Origin of the sequence: Dolichospermum sp. LEGE 00246 (assembly GCF_015207865.1) — a bacterium.
In the GTDB taxonomy this organism is placed as follows: Bacteria; Cyanobacteriota; Cyanobacteriia; order Cyanobacteriales; family Nostocaceae; genus Dolichospermum; species Dolichospermum heterosporum.
This window is the reverse complement of record NZ_JADEWA010000147.1, coordinates 1-11,246: the sequence shown is the minus strand read 5'-3', so window position 1 is coordinate 11,246 and position 11,246 is coordinate 1. Positions and strand designations below refer to the sequence as shown.

Annotated in this window: 12 protein-coding genes and 1 pseudogene; 9 read left to right on the top strand and 4 right to left on the bottom strand. The window is 38.3% G+C overall.

Translation table 11 applies throughout. The annotated features are described in order from the left end of the window. The first annotated feature begins 152 nt into the window (after positions 1-152). The 7 genes from IQ228_RS11915 (at position 153) to IQ228_RS11890 (ending at position 4,807) form a co-directional block, all read left to right on the top strand. The gene (locus IQ228_RS11915; protein WP_228043835.1) at positions 153-1,166 is read left to right on the top strand and encodes a DMT family transporter; all 1,014 of its coding nucleotides are present in this window, start codon (positions 153-155) and stop codon (positions 1,164-1,166) included. 59 nt (positions 1,167-1,225) lie between these two features. Further along, the gene (locus tag IQ228_RS11910) at positions 1,226-1,645 is read left to right on the top strand and encodes a class II aldolase/adducin family protein (RefSeq protein ID WP_051424353.1); all 420 of its coding nucleotides are present in this window, start codon (positions 1,226-1,228) and stop codon (positions 1,643-1,645) included. A 263-nt stretch (positions 1,646-1,908) separates the two neighbouring features. Further along, positions 1,909-3,294: an MFS transporter gene (locus IQ228_RS11905; protein ID WP_228043834.1), complete on the top strand. Its 1,386-nt coding sequence runs from the start codon at positions 1,909-1,911 to the stop codon at positions 3,292-3,294. Positions 3,295-3,377: 83 nt separating this feature from the next. Further along, entirely contained in the window at positions 3,378-3,476 is a 99-nt protein-coding gene (locus tag IQ228_RS27420) for a four helix bundle protein (RefSeq protein WP_228039310.1), read from the top strand. Positions 3,477-3,492: 16 nt separating this feature from the next. Then, positions 3,493-3,735 carry a four helix bundle protein gene (locus IQ228_RS27415; protein WP_071992806.1) on the top strand — a complete coding sequence of 81 codons (243 nt, stop codon included), beginning with the start codon at positions 3,493-3,495 and terminating at the stop codon, positions 3,733-3,735. Between the two features lie 190 nt (positions 3,736-3,925). Continuing rightward, positions 3,926-4,231 (top strand): ferredoxin, encoded by a 306-nt coding sequence (locus IQ228_RS11895; RefSeq protein ID WP_027402881.1) that lies wholly within the window; start codon positions 3,926-3,928, stop codon positions 4,229-4,231. 276 nt (positions 4,232-4,507) lie between these two features. Next, positions 4,508-4,807 (top strand): ferredoxin, encoded by a 300-nt coding sequence (locus IQ228_RS11890; protein ID WP_027402880.1) that lies wholly within the window; start codon positions 4,508-4,510, stop codon positions 4,805-4,807. A 75-nt stretch (positions 4,808-4,882) separates the two neighbouring features. On the opposite strand, the gene IQ228_RS11885 is transcribed toward IQ228_RS11890, so the two are convergent. Then, complete coding sequence (locus tag IQ228_RS11885) at positions 4,883-6,460, bottom strand: SpoIID/LytB domain-containing protein (protein ID WP_027402879.1); 1,578 nt, start codon at positions 6,458-6,460, stop codon at positions 4,883-4,885. A 1,040-nt stretch (positions 6,461-7,500) separates the two neighbouring features. On the opposite strand from IQ228_RS11885, the gene grpE reads away from it, so the two are divergent. Together grpE and IQ228_RS11875 are read left to right on the top strand one after the other, a co-directional pair. Continuing rightward, complete coding sequence (gene grpE, locus IQ228_RS11880; RefSeq protein ID WP_027402878.1) at positions 7,501-8,169, top strand: nucleotide exchange factor GrpE; 669 nt, start codon at positions 7,501-7,503, stop codon at positions 8,167-8,169. 203 nt (positions 8,170-8,372) lie between these two features. Continuing rightward, a complete protein-coding gene (locus IQ228_RS11875; protein ID WP_027402877.1) occupies positions 8,373-8,699 on the top strand; it encodes an STAS domain-containing protein in 327 nt (108 codons plus the stop codon). A gap of 135 nt (positions 8,700-8,834) precedes the next feature. Here the strand turns inward: IQ228_RS11875 and IQ228_RS11870 are convergent, their stop codons facing one another. The 3 genes and pseudogenes from IQ228_RS11870 to IQ228_RS11860 form a co-directional block, all read right to left on the bottom strand. Beyond that, complete coding sequence (locus IQ228_RS11870; RefSeq protein ID WP_027402876.1) at positions 8,835-9,971, bottom strand: PP2C family protein-serine/threonine phosphatase; 1,137 nt, start codon at positions 9,969-9,971, stop codon at positions 8,835-8,837. Positions 9,972-9,978: 7 nt separating this feature from the next. Continuing rightward, entirely contained in the window at positions 9,979-10,752 is a 774-nt protein-coding gene (locus IQ228_RS11865; protein ID WP_027402875.1) for a DUF1350 family protein, read from the bottom strand. A gap of 85 nt (positions 10,753-10,837) precedes the next feature. Continuing rightward, a pseudogene (locus IQ228_RS11860) lies at positions 10,838-11,246 on the bottom strand (hypothetical protein); the annotation flags it as partial.

Genomic DNA, 11,246 nt, shown 5'->3' with positions numbered 1-11,246 from the left:
TTATAAGAGACAGGGTGTGGTTAATATATAGTCTTTTGATTACACAAGGATCACACCAAAAATCTGTTGTAGGGTGCCTCAGACATCAATAATCTGTTTATTTGCAGGTATGCAGTTTGACGCATCCTCGTAATGTGCCAGTTGCGTAAGTCATGTCTTTCATACAAAAAAAGGATCTACTGGCAAAATATATGGTGCAGGAATTTAGTACGGCATTGAAACCCACCCTAAACAATACACTTCCATTGGCTTTCTTATCATTATTACTGGGAGTTTTCATTTTATCTTTTGCGGCAATTTTCACTCGACTGGCAGAAAATGAACTGAGTCCGTCAGCAACTATTTTTAATCGCTATTATATAGCTACAGTAGTTTTATTTGTTTGGCAAGCAGTTCAATCTAGAATCAACAATCCATCTAAACCCAATCAAGTCATTGAATTACGAGACTGGGGAGTTTTTCTTTTATCATCAATATTAGGGACTGCTGCTAGTTTTCTTTGGGCTTTGTCATTAACTCAAACCAGCGTTGCTAGTTCTAATTTGCTCCATAATGTCACCCCTATCTTTGCCGTATTAGGTGGTTGGTTGTTCTTATGTCAAAGTTTTGACTATAAGTTTTTATTAGGAATGATCATAGCAATTGTTGGCATAGCTATCATTACTAGTGGAGATTTCCAAGCTGAGGTTAACTCCCTTTATGGTGACTCTTTAGCTCTCCTATCTGCTGTTTTTTATGCCTTAAACTATCTAGCCAGGGAAAAATTACGCTCCAAATTTTCAGCATCTACTATATTATTGTTTACTTGCCCATTAAGTGGATGTTTTACTTTCCTCATTGCATTAACTAGTGAAACACAACTATTTCCAAATTCCTGGGAAACCTGGCTGGCAGTAATTTGTTTAGCAGTTCTATGTCAAATTATCGGACAAGGATTGCTAACTCATAATCTTAAACAATTTTCTTCAGGTTTTGTTACTCTCTTGATGCTTCTAGAGCCTTTGCTAACAGCCTTATTTGCTTTTTTAATTTTTGCAGAAAAGTTAAGTGTTCTCAACTGTTTTGCCTTTATCCTCGTTTTAATGGGTATATATATAGCAAAATTAAGCATTGGCTCAGGAAAGGTAGAAGAAAAAACCAATCTTGATATTCAGAAAACTGCATAAATAAAAATTAAGGTAAGGAAATTTTGCAAACATTTTAATTTTTAGATCACCAATCCACAATGAGTTTACCCACTCCACCCCGTTGTCCTGATCCCAACCGAATACCCCTGGAAGGGATGGCAATTGCCACGCAAAAACAGGGTTTACTACCCCTGCATCAATCCATGATGGAGTTAGATGGGCGTGTTGCCCGACACCAGTTTGAAGGGATTGCCACGGATGATAATCTCTCAGAACGGGATCGGCTTGTGCGTGATTTGGGTGACAAGCCCTGTATAATCCTTTGTAATCACGGACTCCTAACCGTCGGACGATCTGTGGCCGAGGCCTTTTACTGGATGTGGTATCTCAATCAGGCTTGTCGAATTCAATTGGCGGCGCAAAGTTCAGGTGCGGAATTATTCATTGAAACCCACGCAGGTGGGTTTTGCCTGTGTAGACGCGGTTTCCAACCGCCCGTTTTACCCCTACAAATTTAGGTTATTTGAATCCGAATTACCAAAATTTCGCGGATCAGCACTTAGTTAGGATTTGCTGATAGAAGCGTGGCGTAAGCCATAAAAGTCTTCTTTTGATGGTAGGTGACAGGTGACAGGTGACAGTTTTAGCCAGTTGGTATAGTTCAATTTTATACCCTCCAAAAAACCTTGCACTTTTTCAGCAAGTAATAGTAAGGGAAAAATAAGAAATAAATGCTACACTGAACTATAGGCTTTGTCACTTACGGATAATCACTATTGCCATGTTAGAAAACAGCCCACCAGAGTTGAAACAACAACCCATATTTGGATCATCTTTATTGAGGTGGACTGAGTATTTTTCCAGTCAATCAGGAGAGATGACTCAAAGCATGAGCGTTTTTATCTTGATCTGGTTTGGTCAAGTGTTGTCTCTGGTTGGCTCGCGGACAACGGGTTTTGCGCTCAGTATTTGGATTTATCAACATACGAATTCCACAATTCAATTTACACTGCTGATTCTCTCCACAACCCTACCGACAATTTTGATCTCCCCCATTGCCGGTGTGGTTGTCGATCGCTTTCCTCGGCGCTGGATCATGATTATTAGTGATTTCTGTGCAGGTTTATGTACCTTACTAATTGCTTGGTTATTTATCAGTAATCACTTAGAAGTTTGGAGTCTGTGTCTAGTCAGCGCGATTAGTTCCAGCTTCAATGCTTTTCAAGGACTAGCCTATTCCTCCGCCACCACATTACTTGTGCCGAAATCACAGCTTGGTCGTGCCAGTTCAATGACACAGATCAGATTGGCGATCGCTGAAATTCTCTCCCCTGTATTAGCAGCAGCTTTATTAGCAACTGTACAATTGTCAGGAATTGTCATCATTGATTTATCTACATTAGTCTTGGCCTTAATCTGTTTGCTGGTAGTTAAATTTCCCGAAATTTCGTCCACAGAAAATCCTGATGCCGAAACCAATTCATTTTGGCAAGAAATCACCTTTGGCTGGAAATACTTAGTAGCACGTCCTGGACTACTCGGATTAGTCATGTTCATTGCCATTATCAACTTTCTCGTTGGTAGCGCAGAAGCTCTGACTACACCCTTAGTGCTTTCCTTTGCTTCCGCTCAATCGCTAGGGACTATCTATTCTATTTCTAGTTTTGGACTATTACTAGGCAGTGCCGTGATCAGCATTTGGGGCGGGCTAGAACGCCAGATAAATACCATATTTGTATCCATGACATTTTTGGGCATCTCCTATGTATTAGCCGGGTTGACGGCTTCCACAGTTATATTTACGATCGCCAATTTCTTGATATTTCTGATGTTTCCCATTATCAATGGGTCAATTCAAGTCATCTATCAAAAAAAAGTAGCACCAGAAGTTCAGGGAAGGGTCTTTGCTTTTCGCAGTGCCGCTGTTCAGGGGTTTTTACCACTGGCCTACCTGACCTGTGGAGCATTAGCTGATCAATTTTTTGAACCAATCATGGCGAAAGATGGGGCTTTAGCCAATAGCATTGGCCAAATTATTGGGGTTGGTCATGGTCGCGGCATGGGTTTAATGCTTATCATCCTGGGTCTGTTTTCTCTAGTCGTCACCTTGATTGCCTACTTATATCCGCGTTTGCGCTGCGTAGAGAATGAACTACCTGATGCCTGAGTTCGGTGTTAGGAGTTAAAATTTAAGAGAGAACTTTAACTTTTGCTGTCAGGATTGTCAAACTTTGTCGCTTTCTCCATGATTTGGGTGGCGTAGAAAAAATTCTCTCATCTCAACTCATTCGTAGTGGTACTTCCATCGGTGCGAATGTAAGAGAAGCTCAGTCAGCACTTCAGCCATAAAGACTTTCTCCATAAAATGGAAATTTCTTTAAAAGAAGCCCGCGAAATGGAATATTGGCTGATTGTTTTAGTTGAATCAGAAGCTATTAACCCAGAAAAGGTCAAAGGTCTTAGGCAACAAATTGATATCATTATCAGAATTTTGGTAACTATCACGAAAAAAGTCAAGGAAAAACACCAAACTCCGAACCCCGAACTCCGAACTCCGAACTCAGGTCTGATGCACTTTGACATCTATCCACCTACGGATTTTATATAACAAAAACTTATTGGTAATAAGTAACTAAATTTCATTACTAATCGGGGTCAATTTTCTGTCATAAATTTTAACTTTTCCCTTAGTATCAGAATTGAAGCAAATTTAAACCAGCGGCTAATCCCATCAGAATAGCTGTAGTGTTTCCTGAAATATCACTTATACTGCCGATTTCACAAGAAAGGATAATTAAATGGCTACTTACAAAGTTACTCTAATCAGCGAAGTAGAAGGTATTACTACTACTACAACTATTGACTGTCCCGACGATACCTTCATTCTAGATGCAGCAGATGAAGCTGGACTTGACTTACCCTACTCCTGTCGCGCTGGTGCTTGCTCAACCTGTGCCGGTAAAATTATTTCCGGTACTGTTGACCAATCAGAGCAGTCTTTCTTAGATGATGACCAAGTTGAAGCTCAATATGTATTGACTTGTGTTGCTTATCCTACTTCTGATGTCACCATCGAAACCCACAGAGAAGAAGACCTTTACTAAGTTTTAGTACAAAAGTCCACTCTACAAAGGAGATTGGGAATTGGCTACTGAGTAAGACTTTTAGCAATTGCCCAACCAATTGTTCCCGGATCATAGAACTCTAAAGTCTTGGAACTAGACTAACCTCACAAAGTTAATTTTCTGTCACCCCTTGTAACCTTTTCCTGGGGATCAGAACTCAAGTAAATTGAAACCAGCACCTAATCCCATCAGAATAGCTGTAAAATTTGCTGAAACATCACTTATACTGCCGATTTCACAACAGAGGATAATTAAATGGCTATTTTCAAGGTAAGACTATTCAACGAAGCCGAAGGTTTAGACCAAACTATTGACTGTCCCGACGATACCTTCATTCTAGATGCAGCAGAAGAAGCTGGACTTGACTTACCCTACTCCTGTCGCGCTGGTGCTTGCTCAACCTGTGCCGGTAAAATTATTTCCGGTACTGTTGACCAATCAGATCAGTCTTTCTTAGAAGACGACCAAGTTGAAGCTCAATATGTATTGACTTGTGTTGCTTATCCTACTTCTGATGTCACTATCGAAACCCACAGAGAAGAAGACCTTTACTAAGTTTTAGTAAAAAAATCCACTCCAAAAAGGGGATTGGGGATTGGCTACTGAGTAGGACTTTTACCAATTCCCCAATTACCTTTTTCCTTGAATTTTAGTCCCCGGATAATAAAACTCCAGAATCTTAGAACTAGACCAACCCAGTTTGGCTAAATTCTGAGCGCCTGTTTGACTTAAACCTACTCCATGTCCTAAACCACCACCAATAAAAGCATATCCCCACAGATTAGTTTGACCTTTATTCAATGGTTGAATGTAGAAAAGCGTGCTAATGGGGGCAGCAAAGGCACTGCGAACTTCATCTTTTTGTAAGGTAAAAACACCAATATCTGTTTTCACAGCCAGTTTTAAAATCCGTCCACTGGAACTGCGCCGAACGACGGACATGGCTTGAATTGTTTTGAAATTGCTATAGGGACTTTTTTTCGCTTGTAAGAACTTTTGCAAGTCTTTGGTAATTTTATTGATGTCCGTTTCTCTATGCCAACGGAATACATCCCATGTACTTTCATTAAATCCGGCTTTAAGATTGATAAATTTCTCAAAGTTCCGATCATCTGCTAGATTCTGATGTGATAAGTTCCAAAGATTTTGATTAGCAGCATCTATGACCGGTTTTAAATAGGGACGATCTTCTCCATTCCAGATATCACTAAAGTTAGCGGTAACACCACCTGTAGTGGAAGAATACAAAGCATCAACTATTTCGTTATTATAAGTGAGGATCTGACCTCTGGTCGAGGCGATCGCCTGATCTGTATTTTTAGCAATTCCGCTCAGTCCTTGATAAACTTGACAGTGAGTGTCAGCACATAACTGATAATTATCTACCGCAAATCTGCGAACATTTCGCAAAGCATAGGTGCGAGCAATAATCGCTTGTGCTTCTAGGGCTGCCATTGGCGCATCTATGCCAATTTCATGGGGTAAAACTCCTCGTACATAGGTTTCCAAGGGGACGGTGTTCACTAAGGTATAATTCCCATAGGCGTTAGGCTGCAAGGTCACTTTTCCGGGATAAACACCCTTTGATTCGACTTTGTTATCGGTACTGACTTTGACCAATTCCCTACCCGCCGTTACTTCCAGATAATTGGGACTATAATTTTTACCATTTACTACCCAAGTAATTTTTGGGACTTTTGATAAAACATTGGTTGCTAGGTAAGCATTTTGATCACCGGATGTTTCTATACTTTTTAATAGTAAGCGGCGAATTAAGGGAGTGCTGTAAACCGCCCGTTTTGCCCATACTTGCCAGCGTTCTGGTTGGGATATTTCCACTTCTATACCCAGGGAACGCCAGTGATTAGCGTTATCTTCGGCTGTTTCAAAGGTGCGAAAGTCACCCAGCACTAATACTTCCTGAACCACTGTTTGGGTTAAGGGCTGCATGAATGTTGCTAACTGGATGGGTTTGTCTGTGACTAGGGTTTGCTGTTGACTACCTACTGCAAATTTTAATGTTAAGCGATCGCCCTTGGTGGCAGATAATTCTAACTTGTCTGTGGGTTTAGCCCCAAATCGTTGGACAATACCAATTTGCAATTTTACATCCTGGTTTTTGCTTACGGGTTCTGATGCGGCAGTCAATCCCAATAAGCACAAGGTTGTTATTAATCTGTAGGAAGAACGCCAAATAAATATTTTCATGCAAACTAATTCTGATTGCCCTTATATTGTCGGAGAGGTTTTAAATTAATTAACTCAATTTACAAAAGAAGGGAACAGGGAACAGGGAACAGGGAACAGATAAGAAACACTCATTTGCACCAGTTTAGAGCTTCAGTCAAAAAAAAGATGTTTTTAAAAGATGCGTAGCACGAAAAAAACAGTGTCATTATTTCAATCTCATGTTTAAAAACATGAGTTTTTCCTGTTCCCTGTTGCTTGTTCCTCTGAATCATGATAAGAAGATGCAGGGCGGCAGGAAGAATCACAAATTACCAATCTCAAGTTAGATAATTAGCAACTGGGAATATTATATATTTTTCACTTATGCGCTTCTATAATACCATTACGTCTTTTCTTCGGCACAATTGCAAATAAAACTCATTATGAGTATGATTTATTTAGTGATGACGACAATTTTTAATGACAACCTGCTGCTGTATAAGCCAACTATCTCAATGCGGCTTAATTATTTGATTCTATTTGATTCTATAAGTAGGGGAAAAGCAAAAGCTTAATGGTGTCAACTTAAGCTCAAATCCCTACCATATCTCATTCCTAGTCTTTGACTAGGAATGCAGTTAATGAGGCTCTGCCTCTAAGGGATCACCAAAAAATAAATTACCCAATTTTGTGGGATGGGCATCCTGCCTGTCCTTGGTAATTAGCGGGCAAGACTTGTACTGAGCTTGTCGTTCGCGTAGCGTGGCGTTAGCCATAGTATGCCCGCACCACAAGAAACTTTTGGGGATTTTTTTAATTGGAAGTCCCTTAATATCATTGAAGTCAGAGCCTTCTAGAATTCATTCCCAGTCAGAGACTGGGAATGAGATGACTTGAGTTCTTTGCGGGATAGAGGTTTTACGTTAAGTTGACACCAATGAAGCTCTTGCTCTACCCCCTACAAATCTAGGTTTTTCGTAATTTTCCAAAAGTCCATATTTCAACCATGTTGAGTATAGAAGAATAGTTTAACTGGAAAAAAGGTATAATAGCTAACAATATCTTATATCCCATATTTTATGGCGCAAGTTGACTTGACTGATAATTTGCGAAATTTAATGCAAAAAGTTGGTTGTGATAGTTTTAACGCTTTAAGTCGTGCTGCTGGTGTTTCCCAATGGCAAATTTTGCAGTTGCGGAGGGGGAAAATCGGACAGATGCGGATGGAAGTATTGGTAAAACTGTCAGAGATTTTACAAATATCTTGGATTGAGTTGGTAGAAACTTTCAGTGTTAATGGTTTATTTTCAAGTGTCAACAACACCCATTCCTCTCATAAAAACATAAACTTATTAAGGCAAATTACGGATTTACAATCTGAGTATGAAAGATTAACATTATCAATGTTAGAACAACGAGAAGTATTACAACAGGAATTTCAGCGGTCGAGTTTACAAATATTAGAATCCTTACTATTACAATGGCCAATAGCAGCACGTAGAGCCAGGGAGGATCATCAGTTATCAGCGGTGAAAATACTACCTTTGGTAGATAAACCCCTAGAGACATTATTACAGACTTGGAATGTGCAAGCGATCGCCGCTGTCGGCGACCAAATTCCCTATAATCCACAATTTCATCAATTATTAGAGGGAACAGCACAACCAGGAGAAATCATTAAGGTACGTTATCCAGGTTATATGCAACACGACCAGCTTTTATACCGAGCTAGAGTCAGTCCCATATAATTATTTGTTGTATTTGTTGCGACTCAATCTCCCAAAAATGCTCTAAAGGATCACTATTTTGGGTTATAAGAAACTGGAATAAATGCCTGATGAAAAATTGCTCAATATTTTTGTGTACAAAATGTCTTTATTCAATTTAACGTTAAGATATACTAATAAAATCAAAATCAGAACCTTATTAAATAAATCAAAATTAGCATATTATGAATCAGCAGGTGAAAGTGATTTCCATTAGTGGGAGCTTCAATGCCAATAGCTCTCAAAACTTTCGAGAAAGTATTACAGAAGTAATGGAAAGTGGAATGTCCATTGTATTAGTTGATTGTCATAATGTTACCTTTATGGATAGTTCTGGATTAGGCACTCTGGTTTTAACATTTAAAGCTTTACAAGAATTAGGTATAAAGATGGTAATTTGTTCAATTAATGAGCAAGTTAGAATGCTATTTGAATTAACTGGGATGGATAGCAAATTTACAATTGTTCCTAGTCAAGAAGCATTTGAAAATCTTTTGCTTTCTGCCAAGTAGGTTAGCATTGAAAAGTGTCGTTATAAGAAGGCAAAAGGTAAGAGGTAAGAGGCGAGAGGCGAGAGTGAAGAAGCTTTGGGCAATTTTACTTTTCTTTACACACTTTGGTTTTATTGTGTTCTCCTACTTACTTGATCAATCAAATTTAACTTGAAGAATAGATAAATCATCTTCAAATATCTCTTTGGAGTTTAAGTTAATTAGGTAATCCAGTATATAATCAAGTTGATTATCAACAGAATATTGTAAGCTAATTAAAATCTGAGTAAACCCTTCCAAACTCCAAAGATTACCATTTGATTGAGTGATTTCATAAGCACCATCACTAAAAATATAAAGGGTACTAGATTTTTCAATCTGACAATAAGCATCAACATATTTAGCTTCAGGAAACATCCCCACCGGCATTCCTGGAGTTTTTAATCTTTTTACTTCTGTGTTAGTAGGAGAGTTACCAGAAATGATAATAGCTGGTGGATGTCCAGCACTAGAGTATGTTAACTGCCGACTAACTCGATTATAAACTCCATACCAAATCGTAAAATATTTATCATTTTGATAATTTATTTGAAAGGTATTATTTAAAGCCGCTAATACCTCGCTAGGTTGATAGTAATTTAAATCTTTGAGAGCGCGGGAACGTAAAAGATTTAATACAGAAATTGAAGGCAGAGTTGCTTTTAGTCCATGACCAGCAACATCTAGTAGGTAAATAGCTAAAGAATCAGCGTCCAGCCAATTATAGTCCAAACAATCCCCACCAAGTTGCCTGGATGGCAAAAACTTAAACTGAATACTCAGGGGGTTATTTATAGGCCGGGGTAAAAGGGATTTTACATATTCTGTAGCTTCGGATAATTCTGTTTCTAAAAGTAGCTTTTGGGTCTGTAAATCCTGACTTAATTGATGTAGACGTAACCCGGCTCTAACTCTTGCTTGGAGTTCGTTTTGTTCGATAGGTTTGGAGATAAAATCATCAGCACCAGCATCTAATCCTTTAACTCTATCTGCGACTGAATCTAAAGATGTTAATAAAATAAAGAATGTGGTAGATAATTTGGGATCTTTTTTAATGACATTACATACTTCTATCCCAGTTAATCCCGGCATAATCCAATCACATATAATTAAGGCTGGAGGTGAATCCAGCGTCCTTAAAATCCCTTCTTCTCCCGTACTCGCGGTAATAACTTGATAACCTTGTTTTTCTAAAATTCTTTTGAGGAAAATTTGGATGGATCGGTCATCATCAATAATTAGGATTTCAAACATGAGATTATTAAGAAAGGGGATTTAACCAAAACAATATAACTTGTTTTAATTGATTTAAATCTCGATAAACTTCTTGCTTTAACCATTGTCCTAAAGCATCAAAGGGACTAAAGGAAGTTCCTGGCTGCCATTTAACATCTTGTCCTAAAGGTGTGGTATGAGTGCCTGATAAAGTTTGTGTTGTCACCATATCAGGAAAGAGTTGTTGTAAAATTATTTTTAAGTTTGCTGATTGATCTAGGCTATCTTTATTAAATCTTATTAATAAATTTCGCCGAATCTGATAGCTGTCTTGGACTATTTGGTTGGTTTGTGCGGGTGTAGGCGTAAATTCAATGTCTAATTGGGAATTTAACTGGGAATTTAACTGTTCTACTAATGGTATGGCTTCACTGGCGGCAAAGTTATTAAAGGATATTAAAATATTACCAGCCCTTTGGATTGGAAACAGGCTACCAATTAGTAAATGCAGTTTACAACCCATGCTATGTCCGACTCCATAGGTGGGAAGATAAATTTTGCGGAGTTTTCCAGAGTCTTGTAACTTTTCTAGGGTATATTCAAATTTACGGAGGACAGATTTAGCGATCGCTATATGATCTAATGTATTCACAAAAGGTGTAGCAATAATGACATATCCTTGATCCGCCAAGTTTTCCAGTAACCAACGATAAGTTAAATGTGGTAAGGTGGCGACAAATGCACCACCTAAAAAATGAATAATCCCGATAGGATTACGGGGAATAAGTACCCAATTGCCTCTAATTTCTTGCCAGTTCATTTCCAAAGTTTGTATAATAGAAGACTTTACGATTTGCTGACTTTATCTCATTCAATTGCATACCGCTATAAATATATATAAAGTATTAACTCTGACTTTGCAACTTTTTCATTTCCTGCTGTACATCTAGGGAAATTTGCAGGGCTTCATTTAATAATTTACCATGTTCTGTGGCTTCTTCAGTAACTTGCATTGATGCCAAAGTGGCTAAATTATTAGTAAATAAATCAGAATTGGTGATAATAAAACTTTTATTTTCTCGCAAAATTCTCTCTGTTTTTAAAGCGCGGATTAAATCATTTCTAGTTAATTCGAGTGCTAGTAATACTTTTTCTCTTTCTTGTATACTTACTCCTAAGTTGCCAACATCCTCAATTTGGTCGTTAATATGTATGGCTTTAATCACGGAATTATATCTTTCTACATCATTTAGTAAAATCCGCAAGGAATTGGTCATATTCTGCTTCAGAAACTTCATTTTACCTCTCCATAAT